This is a genomic window from Proteus sp. LHD240705 (assembly GCF_047921555.1).
Taxonomy (GTDB): domain Bacteria; phylum Pseudomonadota; class Gammaproteobacteria; order Enterobacterales; family Enterobacteriaceae; genus Proteus.
Window position 1 is genome coordinate 157,759 of sequence record NZ_JBLRMI010000001.1, and the last position, 16,707, is coordinate 174,465.

At 33.7% G+C, this 16,707-nt stretch carries 18 protein-coding genes; 12 read left to right on the plus strand and 6 right to left on the minus strand.

From position 1 onward, the window contains the following. Positions 1–34: 34 nt before the first annotated feature. From pspB to tyrR, 7 genes are all read left to right on the plus strand, one after another. Positions 35–268 carry an envelope stress response membrane protein PspB gene (gene pspB, locus ACNART_RS00795; protein WP_023582319.1) on the plus strand — a complete coding sequence of 78 codons (234 nt, stop codon included), beginning with the start codon at positions 35–37 and terminating at the stop codon, positions 266–268. After that, a complete protein-coding gene (gene pspC / locus ACNART_RS00800; RefSeq protein WP_109372402.1) occupies positions 265–621 on the plus strand; it encodes an envelope stress response membrane protein PspC in 357 nt (118 codons plus the stop codon). Before pspB ends, pspC begins: the two co-directional genes overlap by 4 nt. Positions 622–740: 119 nt before the next feature. Further along, on the plus strand, positions 741–995 hold the full coding sequence (locus ACNART_RS00805) for a phage shock protein PspD (RefSeq protein WP_265576286.1): 255 nt from the start codon (positions 741–743) through the stop codon (positions 993–995). Further along, a complete protein-coding gene (locus tag ACNART_RS00810) occupies positions 976–2,370 on the plus strand; it encodes a YcjX family protein (RefSeq protein ID WP_416303407.1) in 1,395 nt (464 codons plus the stop codon). The genes ACNART_RS00805 and ACNART_RS00810 overlap by 20 nt, the downstream gene beginning before the upstream one ends. Further along, positions 2,367–3,410, plus strand: coding sequence for a YcjF family protein (locus tag ACNART_RS00815; RefSeq protein WP_198625582.1), 1,044 nt, complete (start codon positions 2,367–2,369; stop codon positions 3,408–3,410). The genes ACNART_RS00810 and ACNART_RS00815 overlap by 4 nt, the downstream gene beginning before the upstream one ends. Positions 3,411–3,947: 537 nt before the next feature. After that, entirely contained in the window at positions 3,948–4,367 is a 420-nt protein-coding gene (locus tag ACNART_RS00820) for a hypothetical protein (protein WP_232797443.1), read from the plus strand. Between the two features lie 153 nt (positions 4,368–4,520). Then, positions 4,521–6,086 carry a transcriptional regulator TyrR gene (gene tyrR, locus ACNART_RS00825; RefSeq protein WP_368926804.1) on the plus strand — a complete coding sequence of 522 codons (1,566 nt, stop codon included), beginning with the start codon at positions 4,521–4,523 and terminating at the stop codon, positions 6,084–6,086. Positions 6,087–6,154: 68 nt separating this feature from the next. On the opposite strand, the gene tpx is transcribed toward tyrR, so the two are convergent. Next, positions 6,155–6,658 (minus strand): thiol peroxidase, encoded by a 504-nt coding sequence (tpx, locus tag ACNART_RS00830; RefSeq protein WP_198619585.1) that lies wholly within the window; start codon positions 6,656–6,658, stop codon positions 6,155–6,157. A 223-nt stretch (positions 6,659–6,881) separates the two neighbouring features. Here tpx and ACNART_RS00835 point away from each other — a divergent pair, with 223 nt between their 5' ends. Further along, positions 6,882–8,501, plus strand: a complete 1,620-nt coding sequence (locus ACNART_RS00835) for an ABC transporter substrate-binding protein (RefSeq protein ID WP_368926802.1) — start codon at positions 6,882–6,884, stop codon at positions 8,499–8,501. Positions 8,502–8,980: 479 nt separating this feature from the next. Here ACNART_RS00835 and ACNART_RS00840 read toward each other — a convergent pair whose 3' ends face one another. After that, complete coding sequence (locus tag ACNART_RS00840) at positions 8,981–9,541, minus strand: Ail/Lom family outer membrane beta-barrel protein (RefSeq protein WP_198619584.1); 561 nt, start codon at positions 9,539–9,541, stop codon at positions 8,981–8,983. 304 nt (positions 9,542–9,845) lie between these two features. Further along, positions 9,846–10,187 (minus strand): DUF4377 domain-containing protein, encoded by a 342-nt coding sequence (locus ACNART_RS00845; protein ID WP_109372394.1) that lies wholly within the window; start codon positions 10,185–10,187, stop codon positions 9,846–9,848. 378 nt (positions 10,188–10,565) lie between these two features. Between ACNART_RS00845 and zntB the strand changes: the two genes are divergently transcribed. Next, entirely contained in the window at positions 10,566–11,549 is a 984-nt protein-coding gene (gene zntB, locus ACNART_RS00850) for a zinc transporter ZntB (protein WP_198619583.1), read from the plus strand. Between the two features lie 307 nt (positions 11,550–11,856). On the opposite strand, the gene ttcA is transcribed toward zntB, so the two are convergent. The 3 genes from ttcA to leuE form a co-directional block, all read right to left on the minus strand. Further along, positions 11,857–12,780: a tRNA 2-thiocytidine(32) synthetase TtcA gene (gene ttcA / locus ACNART_RS00855; RefSeq protein ID WP_198619582.1), complete on the minus strand. Its 924-nt coding sequence runs from the start codon at positions 12,778–12,780 to the stop codon at positions 11,857–11,859. 324 nt (positions 12,781–13,104) lie between these two features. Then, on the minus strand, positions 13,105–13,653 hold the full coding sequence (locus ACNART_RS00860) for a 4Fe-4S dicluster domain-containing protein (protein WP_198619581.1): 549 nt from the start codon (positions 13,651–13,653) through the stop codon (positions 13,105–13,107). Positions 13,654–13,924: 271 nt separating this feature from the next. Beyond that, on the minus strand, positions 13,925–14,566 hold the full coding sequence (gene leuE / locus ACNART_RS00865; protein ID WP_198625583.1) for a leucine efflux protein LeuE: 642 nt from the start codon (positions 14,564–14,566) through the stop codon (positions 13,925–13,927). 297 nt (positions 14,567–14,863) lie between these two features. Between leuE and ACNART_RS00870 the strand changes: the two genes are divergently transcribed. From ACNART_RS00870 to ACNART_RS00880, 3 genes are all read left to right on the plus strand, one after another. Then, a complete protein-coding gene (locus ACNART_RS00870) occupies positions 14,864–15,160 on the plus strand; it encodes a putative quinol monooxygenase (RefSeq protein WP_198619580.1) in 297 nt (98 codons plus the stop codon). 68 nt (positions 15,161–15,228) lie between these two features. Beyond that, positions 15,229–15,546 carry a hypothetical protein gene (locus ACNART_RS00875; protein ID WP_109372388.1) on the plus strand — a complete coding sequence of 106 codons (318 nt, stop codon included), beginning with the start codon at positions 15,229–15,231 and terminating at the stop codon, positions 15,544–15,546. Between the two features lie 483 nt (positions 15,547–16,029). Further along, positions 16,030–16,566: an Ail/Lom family outer membrane beta-barrel protein gene (locus tag ACNART_RS00880; protein WP_198619579.1), complete on the plus strand. Its 537-nt coding sequence runs from the start codon at positions 16,030–16,032 to the stop codon at positions 16,564–16,566. The last annotated feature ends 141 nt before the right edge of the window (positions 16,567–16,707 follow it).

The following is a 16,707-nucleotide window of genomic DNA, read 5'->3' on the forward strand; positions in this document are numbered from 1 at the left end:
GCAAGCGTAATAACCATCTTATAAAGGATATGTAATGGGCTATATATTTCTGGGAATACCACTGACAATTTTCGTTTTATTTATTCTCCCTATTTGGTTGTGGTTGCACTACAACAGTCAGAAAGGTGGAGGTAATGTTCAGTTAACCCATCAAGAAATGCAGCGACTGAGCGCGCTGGTGGATAAAGCTCAGCAAATGCAGGAACGCATTAAGACGTTAGAACAAATACTTGATGCAGAACATCCTAACTGGAGGCAATCACAATGACGATGCAAAGCAAGCAATTGTATCGCTTGCCACAAGAGGGCATGATCCGTGGTGTATGTGCTGGGCTTGCCCATTATTTTAATATTCCTGTTTTACTTATCAGGGTTATTGCGGTGATTGCGCTGTTTGCTGGTTTTTTCGGTTTAACTATTGTTGCTTATTTTGTTTTAAGTTTCTTTATGGAGCCAGCTCCTGCTAATTACCAGCAAGGTGAAAATCAGCAAGAGAGCTTAAAAGACATTTTAAGCGGGGTAGATAATCAATTGATGCAAGGTGAAAAACGTTTACAACAAATGGAACGTTATATTACCTCTTCTACTTATCAGTTAAATAAACGTTTTCGAGATTTGTAATATTTTTGCCATTTAATCTGATAAGACGCTCCATTTTAGGAGCGTCTTTCTTTCAGTCCGTTTATCTTTTTCAACGCTTGTATTGTGAGAGAATAAAAATTCTGATTGAGGAGCCTATTGTGAATTCCAATCAAGTATTCGTTTCTTTAAAAACAAATAAACTCGCCCAATTAGCCAAAAAAGGGTTAACATTTGGGTTAATGTTATTCACTTTATTTGGGCCAGCTGCAATCACAGGCGGTATATTAAAACGAGTAAGTAGCAAACCGTTACGTTGGCTGGTTCTATTGATAGCTGAACCTATTATCAAAGCAGGTTTTAATAAGCTATCGCGTCAAATGTCTTGGGAGAAACATGAAACGCCTACAAAATGAACTTACCGCTTTTATTAATCGTGGTGTTGATAGACATCTTCGTTTGGCCGTAACTGGATTAAGTCGAAGTGGTAAAACAGCATTTATTACCTCTTTAGTTAATCAACTTATTAATGTGCATACAGGCGCGCGTTTACCACTATTTTCGGCTGCACGAAATAAACAACTACTAGGTGTAAAACGCATTCCTCAACATAATTTAAATATTCCTCGTTTTACTTATGATGAGGGAATGGAATCTCTTTATCATACACCGCCAAGTTGGCCCGTTCCTACAAAAGGGGTCAGCGAAATTCGTTTACAACTACGTTATCGCTCGAATGAATCTTTAACACGTTTTATAAAAGAAACATCTTCTCTTTATTTAGAAATTGTTGATTACCCCGGCGAATGGCTATTAGATTTACCTATGCTTGAGCAAGACTATTTTGAATGGTCAGAGCAAATGAATAAGGTCAATCGCCAAAGAACATCACCAGAACAGCATTGGCAATTACTCCTTAAAAAATGTGATCCTTTTGCGCCAGCTGATGAAACGTTATTAGCTGATATTGCCTCCGCTTACACTGACTATTTATTATCGTGCAAGGAAGAAGGGCTTCACTTTATTCAACCTGGACGTTTTGTATTACCCGGTGAATTAGCGGGAGCACCTGTTTTACAGTTTTTCCCTTGGGCTGATTTGCAACAATATGATATTGCTAAATTAAAGAATGCAGATAAACGCACTAATATTGGTATGCTAAAACAGCGTTATGAATATTATGGACAGCATGTTGTAAAAGGTTTTTATCGTGATCATTTCCAAGGATTTGATAGACAAATTGTTTTGGTTGATTGCCTGCAACCTTTAAATCAAGGTGCAGATGTTTTTAATGATATGCGCCAAGCATTAACACAATTAATGCACAGTTTTCATTATGGAAAAAGAACTTTACTTAGACGCTTATTTTCACCTTGTATCGATAAACTTCTGTTTGCAGCCACAAAAGCCGACCATATCACGGTTGATCAACACGAAAACTTAGTGTCATTGCTTCAACAGCTTATTCAAGATGCTAAACAAAATGCTATTTTTGAGGGGATCAGTATAGATTGCATGGGACTAGCTTCTATTGCGGCAACTGAAAGTGGGATTGTTGATCATCATGGCGAAAAAATACCAGCTTTAAAAGGTTTTCGTTTAAGCGATAACACACCATTAGTATATTTTCCCGGTGAGGTTCCTAAGCGATTACCTGAAAAAACATTTTGGGAAAAACAAGGGTTTAGTTTCGAATCTTTTAGGCCGCAACAAATATCAAGAGATAGTGCGGTTCCTCATATTCGTATGGATAGTGCAATGGAGTTTTTGTTAGGGGATAAATTAAAATGAATGAGCCATTAAAATCGCGAATTGATTTTAAAGAGCCCATACTTCACGAAGAAGTCATCTTGAAAAAAGGTGTTGGCTTTAATGAAAATGAGCAATTTTTGCCTATTGATCCACAATTGGATGAAGAGAATGAAGGGCAATTAGAAGGTGATGTTCAATCAATTTTAAAACCGAAAAAAAATATCTGGAAACGTTTATTAACGATTGCGAGTACCATTTTAGGGATTAGTGTTATTGCCCAAACGGGACAATGGATTTATGACTCATGGGTAAATTCTGACTGGATTGCGTTGGGTGCAGCCAGTGCGGGTGGATTAATTGTTGTCGCTGGGATTGGATCAGTTATAACAGAGTGGCGCCGTATTTATCGTTTACGTCAACGGGCAGATGAAAGAGATAAAGCAAAAGAGTTACTTTATAGCCATGCGATGGGGAATGGTCGACCATTTTGTGAAAAACTTGCTAAACAAGCGGGTATTAGCTCACAACACCCTGCATTAATTCGTTGGCAAAGTGCATTACATGACACCCATAACGACAAAGAAGTATTAGAACTTTATAGTCAACTTGTTCAACCTATTTTGGATAAACAAGCTAGAGCTGAAATTAGTCGTTCTGCAGCAGAGTCAACCTTAATGATCGCTGTTAGTCCGCTGGCAATGGTTGATATGGCCTTTATTGGTTGGCGTAATATTCGTTTAATTAATCGTATTGCAGAAATTTACGGTATCGAATTAGGCTACTATAGTCGTCTAAAACTCTTTCGCCTTGTTCTAGTCAATATTGCATTTGCGGGTGCGACAGAACTGGTTAGAGAAGTTGGAATGGACTGGCTTTCACAAGATCTTGCAGCACGATTATCAACAAGAGCCGCTCAAGGTATTGGAGCAGGCTTATTAACGGCACGCTTAGGAATAAAAGCAATGGAATTATGCCGTCCTTTACCTTGGATTGATGATAATAAACCTAAGCTAGGCGATTTTAGAAAAGAGCTAATTGGAAAATTAAAAAATACCATTGGTAGTAAGAAAAAAGAATAACTTATTATTTTCACCTTTTAATAATTTTAAATAAAAACCGCAGAAGCCATTCTGCGGTTTTTTTGTATAAAGATTGGCAAGGTGTTATTTATATAAAATAGCCATAATAATAAAGATGATAAAATATTATTTTAAAATAAGTCACTGAATGCTATAAAGTGTTTTTATAGTTTTACTACCAATAATGTTATTGTTTTAAATGGAAACTATCGTGATAAAAAATTTTAAAAAGAGTCAATTTTTACAAAATTTGAGATGGTTATAACTATTTGTATATAAAGATTAATGTGCATCCCTCTAGTGAAATATTTGTAATTTCAGTCAAAATATTCCTTTTTTGAAAGAAAAATAGTCTTGAGTTTGGTTTAATAAATAGCGTTAAATGTTACCGCAAAAATGTATCGCAAGACCTATTCTATCAATATATTTTCAAACATCTAATTTGTAAGTTATTCGTTATTTAGTAAACAGAGGCGGTTTTTTATTTGTAAAAAATAGAAAATAGTTAATAAATAATTATTCTAAGAAGGGTAAAAAATGAAAGAAATACAAATTTCAGTAATAAAAAAACTCTCTAAAGCAAGACGTCAACTCTACCTAAGTTCAGAATTTAATGTTTCAAACATTGACAACCAATTAAGTATTTTAATCCCTATTCTTGATGAGACGATCAGTGAGATTAAAAAAAGACAATATCAAAAGCAACCTAAGTCATTTCAAATAAAAGAGATATCCCAATTTTTTGAATATCTGACTGAGTCGGATAAGAAAGAAAAGGCAATAAACGCATTAGAGTATCTCCTCTTTTGTTTTGATAATGGATGTAAAACTATCAAAAAGGTGATCCGTCGAGAATTAAGCCCTTTGGTAAAGGATGTCGAATATCTTATCGATTTTGAACTAAAAAAAATAATAAAAACCTCTTCATTTTCGTTATTCGGTTTTTTTAAAGCATAAATAATCTTGCTTAAAAATTAGGAGATTGATTTAGTTGTGTAAAAATAAATGCTAGTGGTGTCAACCTTTGCTGACAATCCTCTTTATTTCGTTGATATTTATGTATAATATCTAGAATTAGTTCAGGGTCATTCAGTATTAAGAAGGTTTATAATGCGTTTAGAGGTCACTTGTGAAGATCGCATCGGGTTAACCCGTGAATTATTAGATCTGCTCGTATTAAAAAATATCGATTTGCGTGGAATTGAAATATTCCCAATTGGTCTTATTTACCTGAATTTCTCACAGATAGATTTTAATATATTTCAACCTCTTATGGCGGAGATACGTCGAATAAATGGTGTTATTGATGTACGTACTGTTGCATTTATGCCGTCAGAGCAAGAACATCGTGCAATTTGGACATTATTAGAATCTGTTCCTGTTCCTGTTTTTTCTATTGATACCAAGGGTAAGGTAAAATTACTTAACCCTGCAACAAGACAGCTTTTTGGTTTATCTCCAGATGATCATGCTGAGAAAACATTTAACCAATTTATCCCAAATTTTAATATTCATCGTTTTTTAGAACAAAAAGAGCACTTTATTCAAAAGGTGCCTATTACTGTGAAAAAACAGAATTTTGAAATGGAAATAGTCCCAATTAAACTGACAGACGATAACCAATATAATCATTGCGTTGGGGCTTTTGTTTTACTGAAATATAATGAAGTTATTTATAATTACCCTAGATTAGTGACTAACGATCAAAGTGGGTTTGACCAAATTATTGCCGTAACACCTAAAATGAAGCAGCTTATTACTCGTGCAAAGAAAATGGCAATAATGAATGATCCATTGTTATTAGTGGGTGAAACAGGTACAGGAAAAGATTTATTAGCAAAAGCCTGCCATTTACTAAGTAGCCGTTTAAGATATCCATTTCTTGGCTTAAATTGCGCTTCAATGCCTGATGATGTTGTTGAAAGTGAGTTATTTGGCTATGCAGCGGGTGCTTATCCTAATGCCATTGAAGGAAAAAAGGGCTTTTTTGAGCAAGCCAATGGCGGTACTGTTTTACTTGATGAAATCGGTGAAATGTCCCCGCAAATGCAGATCAAACTTCTACGCTTTTTAAATGATGGAACGTTCCGCCGAGTGGGTGAAGAAGAAGAAGTGAATGTAGATGTGCGCATTATTTGTGCTACTCAGAAAAATTTGTGGGAATTAGTACAAAAGGGATTGTTTAGAGAAGATCTCTATTATCGCTTGAACGTATTAACATTAACATTACCGCCATTAAGGGAAAGAAAGGACGATATCATTCCGTTGGCAACTCATTTTATTAATCAGTACTGTCAAGAACAAAAAGTGGGTGTACCGTCCATTTCTACTGATTTCTCAAATTATTTAATGCAATATTCTTGGCCGGGTAATATTCGCCAATTACGGAATACTGTTTATCAAGCAATGGCACAGTTAGTCGGAAATACATTGCGTGTTCAAGATATTACGTTACCTGAGCACACGGATGAAACATTATTTGATGAGAATCTATTAGAAGGCTCGTTAGATGAAATGACAAAACGCTTTGAAGCTTCGATTTTAACGCGTTTATACCGTGATTATCCAAGTACACGTAAATTAGCGAAACGCTTAGGTATTTCTCATACCGCTATTGCGAATAAGCTAAGAGAATATAATCTTACGAATAAAAAGAGTGATAAGTCTGAAGAATAATTGAGTAGTAAGATTTTGTGCATAATAAAAATAGACGAGCATAATACTCGTCTATTTTTTTATCAGTATTATTTCAGTGCTTTTAACGCATCATCATAATTGGGTTCAGTTGTAATTTCGTCAACCAACTGGGTGTAGATAACCATGTTATTTTCATCTAAAACAATCACTGCTCGGCTTGTTAAGCCAGCTAATGGACCTGATGTAATTGCAACACCGTAGTTTTCTTTAAATTCAGCACCACGCATTGTAGATAATGTCACAACGTTATCTAAGCCTTCCGCGCCACAAAAACGCGCTTGAGCAAAAGGTAAATCAGCTGAAATACATAAAACAACTGTGTTATTTAATTCATTTGCAACTTTGTTAAATTGGCGAACACTTGCAGCACAAACACCAGTATCTACACTTGGAAAAATGTTTAGAACTTTACGTTTACCTGCAAAATTCGCTAAAGAAACATCATTAAGATCTTTACCAACAAGAGAAAAATCAGCTGCTTTTTGACCGACTGTTGGGAAATTACCCGATAGTGCCACTGCATTTCCTTGTAAAGTAACTTGATGTGCCATTGTTGTTCTCCTTTATTAGTTGTCAGACTAACTGTTATTAATACTCAGTATTAACGATAATTTTCGTTAATGCTTAACCATTATTAAAATTTGCCACTATTGGCGTAGTCATCACTAAAAACATAAAAATTTATAAAATATTTGTAATCAGTGATTGTGCCTTTTTATCAGGCTCTTATAATTGTGCAGTTTATTCTCATACAGATTACAGGACGAAACAGACATGCGCAAAATATTCGTCATCTCATGTGCACTTGTCGTTCAAGGATTACTCACATCGCAGATAAATGCGGCAGTAGTCCCCGCAGGAACGATACTCGATAAAAAGCAAGAAGTAGTTCGACATTTAAAAGATGAGCCTGTATCACTTGATCCCATTAATGCAGTAGGATTAACAGAAGCTCAAGTGCAACGTGATTTATTTGAAGGGTTGACGATAGAAGATGAGCATGGACGTCCCATTCCAGGTGTTGCTCAAAGTTGGCGTACAGAAGATAATCGTGTGTGGATCTTCACTTTACGCGATAATGCCAAATGGTCTAATGGTGAAAAAGTAACCGCAACAGATTTTGTCTATAGCTGGCAAAGGTTAGTTGACCCTAAGAATCTTTCACCTTTTGCATGGTATGCATCACTTGCATCTATTGAAAATGCACAAAAGATTATTGATGGAAAATTAAAACCAACATCATTAGGCGTGGAAGCACTTGATGAAAAAACGCTAAAAGTGACATTAGAGCGACCAGTCTCGTATTTTCCAAGTTTAACGACTAATTTTTCGTTATATCCTGTACCTCATCATAGCATTGAAAAATATGGCACTGAATGGGTTAAGGTTGGCAATTTAGTCGGAAATGGAGCTTTTGTTTTAAAAGATAGAGTCGTTAATGAGAAGATCGTATTAACGCCAAATCCTTATTATTGGGATCATAAAAATACAGTATTAACCAAAGTCACTTTTGTGCCGATTAATCATGAATCACATGCGACTAAGCGTTATTTAGCGGGTGATATTGATATTACAGAGTCGTTCCCGAAAAATTTATATCATAAATTAATGAAAGATATTCCTAATGAGGTTTATATTCCTGACCAGTTAGGAACTTATTATTATGCTTTTAATACCCAATCAGGGCCAACAAAAGATATTCGTGTACGTAAAGCGTTAGCGATGGCAATAGATAGAAAAATTATCACTGATAAAGTATTAGGAACAGGGGAGAAATCAGCAAACCGTTTTACACCTGATGTAACGGCAGGCTTTACCCCAGAACCTACAATTTATGATGAATACAATCAAGATGAATTAGATAGTCAAGCTAAGATCTTATTAGCGGCTGCTGGATATGGCCCTCATAATCCATTAACACTCTCATTGCTATACAATAATTCAGAGAATCATCAGAAAATTGCTATTGCAGTTGCTTCTATGTGGAAGAAAAAGTTAGGCGTGAAAGTCGAATTACGTAATCAGGAATGGAAAACATATATTGATAGCCGAAATTCTGGGGATTTTGATGTTATAAGAGCATCATGGGTTGGCGATTATAACGAGCCTTCTACTTTTTTAAGCTTATTAGGCTCTAAACACGCTGGTAATATCCCTAAATATCAGAATAAGCAATATGATGAAATATTAACATTGTCTGGTATGACTATTGATACAAACGAAAGAAATAGTCTGTATAACCGCGCTGAGCAAATAATTGCTGAAGATGCACCAATCGCACCTATTTATCAATACACAAATGGACGCTTGATAAAGCCGTGGTTAAAAGGTTATCCCATTGAGAACCCAGAAGATGTTGCTTATAGCCATACACTTTATATATTGAAACATTGATTCAATTCTTTATTTTAACATAAACAGAAAACACTCAATTTAATTGAGTGTTTTTTATAGAAAAAATAAAAAAGAACCCCTTTTAGAAAGGGGCGTAGCAAAATAAAGCAGGGTAACTTATTATCTAGATATAAATTATATTGTTAATACTTTCTTTGCACGCCTTTTATTGTATCTAACTGTTACAGTGATTAATAAAATATTTATAACAAAAAAAATCCCTCTGTTATGAAAACAGAAGGAGACTCAAAAGGAATAAACATTGCAAGTAGGATGTTAATACATTTTTGCGACATTGTTTTGACTAATCGTGCAATGTGCGTGATGTTAAATATTGTATTTTTGTTTATTTATAGTTGTAAACTCTTAATTATAACAATAATTAATTCTTTTGTTATGGTGTTTGATGGTTTTATAAATGAATCTATCTGTTTTTCTTTTTGTAAGTGTTAAATGACACTACAGATTGTCAACACGATTTAAAAACGATATCCCAAAGAGAGTTGTAAGGCATTTAATTCAATATGACGTTTATTGGCTGTGGTATCAGAATAAAGATAGCCCAAGCTAAATGAGATATCCTTAACAGGATTATAATCGATGCCAATTTGACCAATTACACTTGTTGTATTAATTATATGGGAATCTGTTGTATTTATTTTAGGGTGATATTTATCTTCCTGATGCTTTAATTTATTAGGCCCCATTTGAGCATAAACAGAAATTTCAGGTGTTATTCTATAAGTTGGGCCGATTAATAGTCCTGTGGTTTTAGTTCGGTATTTTATTGTTGAAGGTATGGTAAAACGAGGATCAATAAAATGTTCTTTATGGTTGGCATTTAAACGTAGTAGAGAAATTAATATTCCCCAAGCATTTTCTGTTTCATAACGATAACTGATTATTTCACCTTTTGCTGTGTCACCTTTTATTTTGCCATAAATATAGCCACCAGAGAGGGTATGCGTCTTATCATAGGCATGTAATGTAGAGGAATAAGATAAAGCTAAACTAATTAAAATAAGGACTAATTTATTCATTATGGAGTTTCTATGTTGATGTGTAGAACACCATTTTTAGTAAAATAAATGTCGATTTCAATATTAATTGATTGAAATTACTCTTAAAAAAAGTTTGAATGCTTATTTTTAAACTCAATAAAAAATCAAACTATTATAAATAGCTAATTATTAAACAGCATAAGATTTATTAATTATCTTAATGATAGTGCAATGAAATGATAAGAAATTACTTAAATAGAAGGGAGTAGTAATTGAGCGTAATAGGTAAAATACTCACAATAAGCTTTAATACCTATTGTGAGCCAGATTTTAGTGCGATGTTCTATTTTTTATCTACAACTTCAATCAGTGTATATTTTACACTTGATGCATCTGCTGGTGGGTTAGGAATATCTGTAACATTAACTTTTAATGTATATTCAGTGCCTGCTTTATATTCAAAACCATCAATATTTTGATAGAACAGGGACCATTCTCCAGAAGGCAGCTCTTTCACCTTCATACACTTCATTGGCGCGACACCCACACAATCATACAGTTGTGAGTCCACTAGAAGCGTTTTTGTCGTTCCCGTAGATGATGTTGTATTTGCACTTTCAGTTGAAGTTGCGTCATTGCATCCAGCCAAAAGCAAAAATAAAGGAATAGCGATAAATTTTTTCATATTGATGACCTTATTTTTAGGGTGCAACAAATGCATTAAAGAATATTTAGTATACACCAGTTAGATAGTTATTATAAATTACAGTAGGTAACTTTTCTCCTGAAAATAAAATAAGTTACCTGCGGTTGTTCTAAGTATTAATATACTAACGCAACTATCAGTATTTGATTTAGTGTAATAATCCTAAAGTAATAAAGATAATTAGATATTTTAGATGAATGAAACAAAAATAGTGCTGATATACAGTTAACTAGAAAAAAAGTATAGAATAACGGTTCAAAACATAGCGTTATAAAATGAAGGTAGATTAATCATATTTGACAGTTGAGTATTTAATTCAAATATTACTTTTAAAGCAAAAGTTATGGAGGAAGTTAAGTGAAAACAATTAATGACTCTGTTATACAAGATTCAGATGCTATTTATACAGCACAACTTAATGGGCATGGAGGAGCAGCAGAAATCACTGCCGAAACTGTTGCAACAAATGAAAATCCATATTGGGTGCACTTAGATTACCGCAAGCCACAAAGTGCTCAATGGATACAAGAGACAGAATTACTTCCACCTATTGCTAAAGATATATTACTTGCAGAGAACGTCAGACCAAAAGCACAACGCATTGGTGAAGGTATCGTCATCAATTTGCAAACAATTAATAATAATCCTAATGATCGGCCCGATGAGCTTGTCGCTTTTAGAATTTATATTAACAGCCAAATAATTGTTTCAAGTCGCCATCGCCGAGTCAATTCTGTAGATTCTGTTATTCATACATTAGAACTTGGTAATGGCCCTGAAAATAGCGGTGATTGGCTAATTACAATGGCTGATGCAGTGACTGATGAAATAGGCGAATTTGTTGAGACGCTTCATGACCAATTAATTGAATTGGAAGATATGATCCTCGATCAACAAATACCAGCAAGAGGTGAACTTGCATTATTAAGAAAGCAGTTAATTGTTTTACGTCGTTATATGGCACCTCAACGAGATGTATTTTCAAGACTCTCTATTGAAAAATTACCGTGGATGAGTGATAGCGATAGAGTCACGATGTTAGAAATCTCAGAAAGACTTTCTCGACGTTTAGAAGATTTGGACAGTAGTATTTCTCGTACGGCGGTAATTGCAGATGAAATAACATCAATGATGGCTGATGCGATGAATAGACGTACTTATACTATGTCTCTAATGGCGATGTTATTTTTACCAACAACGTTTCTAACAGGGCTATTTGGTGTCAATTTAGGTGGCATACCTGGAAATGAATTTCCTTATGGTTTTACCATTTTTTGTTTATCTCTCTTTGTTTTGATTGTGATTGTTACTTGGTGGTTAAAGCGTAGTAGATGGTTGTAAAATTTCAGCAAATTAATCGTAACTAAATGGATTTAAAAAAGAATTCTCTAACCCTGTTTGAGATATATCAATTTTTTAAAATAGAACATCTGGCATTATAACTCTCGCAGGTGAATACAACGTTGAGCGATGAACGTTGTGCTCCATAATTGTAGTTTTTCTCATATTGAGTTCTTAATACAGAATAATTGACCATTATTACACCGATGTTTATTAACATCGGTTTTTTTTTGCTTAAATTTATTATTGGCGATTATTTAGCCATAAAAATCCTAAGCCCTGAATGCAAGGCTTAGGAGATAGTGCATTATTTCACTTCAACAATATCGAGTTTGTTTTGGCTAAAGTCAGGGCGTTCATCATCTTCTTCTTGGAACATGACTGGAACGGCTGGAATATCGTCTTTATCAAAAGCTAAGTCGCCACCATTAATGACTTCATCACCATGCTTGATATTCACAAAATCAAATAATTGAGTATCACATAAGTGTGATGGGACAATATTTTGTGTTGCTCTAAACATGGTTTCAATACGACCAGGGTAACGCTTATCCCAATCTCTTAGCATCTCTTTAATAACCTGACGTTGGAGATTCGGTTGTGAGCCACAAAGATTGCAAGGGATAATTGGAAACTGTTTTGCTTGTGCAAAACGCTCAATATCTTTTTCACGAGCGTAAGCAAGAGGGCGAATAACGATTTGTTTGCCATCGTCACTCATTAATTTAGGTGGCATACCTTTAAGTTTTCCACCATAAAACATATTTAAGAATAATGTTTCTAAAATATCATCACGATGGTGGCCTAAAGCAATTTTAGTTGCACCAAGTTCTGCCGCTGTGCGATATAAAATACCACGACGTAAACGTGAGCATAAAGAGCAGGTTGTTTTACCTTCAGGAATAATATCTTTAACGATCCCATAGGTATTCTCTTCAACAATTTTATATTCCACACCAAGTTCATTTAAATACTCAGGTAAAATATGCTCAGGGAATCCGGGTTGTTTTTGGTCTAAATTGACTGCAACAAGTGAAAAATTAATTGGCGCACTTTTTTGCAGATTCATTAAGATAGAAAGTAGCGTGTAGCTATCTTTACCACCAGAGAGGCAGACCATGATTTTGTCGCCGTCTTCAATCATATTAAAGTCAGCGATAGCTTGCCCAACATCACGGCGTAAGCGTTTTTGTAGTTTGTTGAAATTATACTGTTCTTTTGGGATGCTCATTTTTTACGGTTCTATATCGTTGCTGATTATTCTGTAACTTGCTAACCAAAGCTTTGTTCTTCGCTGTTTTGATGCCTTAACAATATGATAAATATATAAAATATCTTATAGGCTCAAGTAATAAGTTGTGTGAAAAACAAAGTTATTTATGGCAAGAAAATTGATAAGTCGCCAATGATACCAGATGGTAGGGTGGTTTCGATATAGATAACTATAGTTAAGCGATTTCAAGGCGGTAAAAAGTAAGAAGTAATAGCCTTATATAAACTGAATAAGGCTATAAACTTTTTGTATCACGTGGTGATTATTAAATAAGCATAGACTTTAATAAGGTATCGTTGGTAGTTCTCGTAAAATAGAGTTTTTTCTACGTTCAGCAGTCAATTGTGACAATTCATTATCAGAGACAAAAATTAAGGCATCTTGAGGACAAAACTCAACACAAGCAGGGCCTTGTTCTCTATGATTACATAAATCACATTTAACGATATCAATTTGAAATTGTTGACCAAGATCTAAACAATAAGTAGGTGCCGAATGCGCCTTTTTCTCAAGTTCAATGGCGCCAAATGGGCAAGCTAAAAGACAAGCTCTACATCCAATGCAATTTTCAGGGTGTGTTTCGACAAAATTTTCACCACGCACTAATGCTTTTGTCTGACAAGCTTGGGCACAGGGTGCATCTTCACATTGATGGCAAACAGAAGCTGTAAATTGATGCATTAATTTAATAATGCGGATCCTTGGATGAAAATTCTTTTTATTGAGAAAATCATTTCCATCCTTTTCTGATGTATGACCGACTGAACAAACAACTTCACATGTTTTACAGCCAATACATTTTTTAGAGTCAATAACAATTTGGCTATTCATCTCAATACCTATTTATAGGGTTATATAACTTATAATATAATGTTTGATGATTTATTTTAGTAATATTAATCAATATTATCTCTAATAAATAAGGTCAAATAATAACAACTAAATAAAAAAGGGTTTTTTAAACTTAAAATCAAATGAGAATGAATAGTATTTAATAAAATAATAGGAATAAGACTTTATAATATACGTAAATAATCGTAGATGAAAAAACGGCAATCTTATTTCGATTGCCGTTTCTTTAATGGATATCTGTTATTAAAAACTATGATGATAATGTTGCTAATTTAGTTGCGAATCCCATAAAGAAAAGCCCGATAACACCATTACCCAGTTTAGCGATATTTTTACGTGAGCCAAAGAAACGAGCAAGGGCTACACCACCAAATATTAGAAAAGAGAGATAGATAAAACTAAACGCTTCAAGCATGGAAGCGAGAATTAAATAAGATAATCCGGTATGTGCATAATTAAAATCGATAAACTGAACAAAAAATGAAATATAAAATAGGATCGCCTTAGGATTGGTCATACTTAATGTAAGCGCTTTTCTGAAAATGTGTTTCTGTACCGTTGTTGTTTGTTCTGAATGTACTTTTTTGGAGAAAAAAGTCGCATGGATAATCTTTATTCCTAAATACAGGAGATAAAAAGCACCTAAAAAACGGACAATAGTAAAGAGTACTGGAGAGGCTTTTATAACAGATGCGACACCAATAAAGGCGAGAAAAATCAAAATGGCATCACCTAAAAAGACACCAAATGCAGCACGATAACCATCACTGACGCCACCTGATGCGCTTGTTTTTAGCACATAGAGTGTATTAGGGCCAGGAACGAGGATAATAAAAAACATGCCTGCGAGGTATGTCCAGATATTGAGTACACCAAATTGTTCAAGCCACACGTTAACCCCCAATCCTACTTTCTCTGTATTACTTAATGAATTGCTATTATATAAAGAGAATCCACCTTATTTAAATGCATATTTTTACTCATATAGAAGATAAATGTTTGATGCTTACTGCTTTCTGTTTGAAACAGCACCTGTTATCACTTCAATGGATTACACTCTATTGTTAGCATTTAAAAAAGATGCAATTTTCTTATGTAAAGAGAGTAGATCTCTTAAGTTAACTCGATTATATTTATCTGTGTTTTTATACAGTATTCTGTATTGATCAATTACGCTAAGGGAAATGTGATGTTAAAAGTAATTGCTGAAGATTTTATTAAAACAGAAGCGATAGAAATTGTTTTACCTCTTTATCGAGAACTTGTTGAGGCGACTAAGAAAGAGCCTCTGTGTATTAGCTACAATTTATATGTTGATGAGAAAGATCCTGGTCACTTTGTCTTTATTGAACAATGGCCAGATCATGTTGCGCTTGATGTGCATTGTGCTAGTGAACATTTTCAGCGATTAGTCCCTATGATTAATGCATATAAAAAAGCTGAGCCTAAATTTTTACTTATGGCGGATGCTTTTGATGAAAAATAAAGTAATAAAACTAGACTCATTTATAATGGGTACACTAAATAATAAGAAGTAAGGCAAGAGAGAAGGTGATGTTAGCGAAGTATATATCTCAAATTGTAAACCAAGAAGATAGCTATCAAATTTTAAGTACTCAGAATTTTTTGGATAACTTAACAGAAATAACCAGGGCAACTCATACTTGGTTATTTTCTGATGGTGTCATCTTGAAATGCACAGAAGAGATAGAAACAGAACACTATGATAATGATGCTCAATGTCCTGAACATTGGATAACTTGGGAAATTGTAGAGTCGAATAACAAACCGATTTCTCCTTGTAGAAAAGAATTTTTTAATTTATGCCAGCAAAGTTTTTGGTTAAAAATGCAACTTGCTAATAATGTATGATTAGTCGTATAAAAAAGCTACTTTATAAGTGGCTTTTTTATACCTATTAAAATTAATAAAATAATTTATTTTAAATACCACTTTAAGCTTTTAATTAAATATTAATCAATGCTCCAGAGGTTAAAGTAAATTAATTTCACTTAGCGAGTGTTTTTTATTTTTTTATCTCTAAAAATAGATTATCAATCGTGGTTTAAATCATATTTAAACTGCGATTGAAGTTAATGATAAATCAAAATTAGTCTTTTTTCATAACGTTATGATCTTAATATTCTATTAATAATAGCAAAAAATAAGGTAAGTTTATTGTTGAGGCGAATGGTGTTTTAATTGTAGCTCTAATCATAAGATTTTCTTTATAAAATATTATAAATAACGTATTATTTATCAATAATTTTTATTGAGTATTGCACTCAATTTAATAAGAGAGCTAAATTTTAATTTAGTTCCATTTGTCTATCCTTTTTTATATAGAGAATAAAGATGAGTCGTAATTTATTTCTTTCTACTTCACTGTTAGCTATTTCTACACTTTCTTTTAATGCACAAGCAGCGTTAGATAATACTTTATCCGTAGGTTATGCTCAGAGCTCAATTAAATTGGGTGATTATAAAATCGATGATAAACCTAAAGGAATTAACTTTAAATACAATCACGAGTTTGATAATGATTGGGGTTTTATTGGATCACTGACGTACACAAAATTAACTTATAATTATTATAGCCGCTGGGGAAAAATTGGTTCAACTGAAATTGATTATGTTTCATTAACGGCTGGGCCTAGCTATCGTTTTAATGATCACTTTAGTGCATATGGTTTAATTGGGCTTGGTCACGTTAGCCAAGAAGATAAATATTATTATGTTAATGACGAATACAGTAAAACGTCTATGGCTTATGGGGTAGGCTTACAAATTAATCCAATCCCAAACGTAGCAATTGATGCATCTTATGAATATTCTAAATTAGATAATGCAAAATTTGGTACTTGGGTATTAGGTGTTGGTTACCGTTTCTAATTTTAAGCTAATAAATAATTTTTTTAAAAGGTCACGTTATGTGGCCTTTTTGTGAATACAAGTGTAAATGCATCACTATATGTAGGATATTCACTTATCAAAGCACATTAAATATACATTAAATGTGTGTTTTTTATTCGG